Here is a 477-nt window from a genome sequence, read left to right on the forward strand (position 1 = left end):
TATACCCCAGCAAGAACAGGTACAATGCCCTACCAGCCACCCAGTTGCGCTACAGCACCTACTATCAGCAGATGCTGGATATACCCAAAGAGTTAGGCACAGGCAGCCGCCCGCCCGAAGCAATTAGCTTGCCCCCAGCCCCACAAAGCAATGTATACGAAGTAATTTATTAGAATATGAGCACCACTGTAATAACAAACGTAGCGTCTTATCAAATAGGCGTAGATATATTAGGCTTCCCAGTGTATCACGAACACTATTTTGCCGAAGAGCACATAAGCGAATGCAGTACCAAAAAGCAAGGCAAAAATATGAGTAAGAACAAAATAACATACAAGGTAATACCCTATATATTCAGCTACCTTGTAAAACAATTTTAATAACCAATAAATATTTCAATTCCAATGGCAACAAAGAAGAAAAACAGCCCCACACGCACTACCCGCAAGGTAACCGTACCAGTAACTATTACTGTAA

This window comes from Paraprevotella clara YIT 11840 (genome assembly GCF_000233955.1).
Lineage (GTDB): Bacteria > Bacteroidota > Bacteroidia > Bacteroidales > Bacteroidaceae > Paraprevotella > Paraprevotella clara.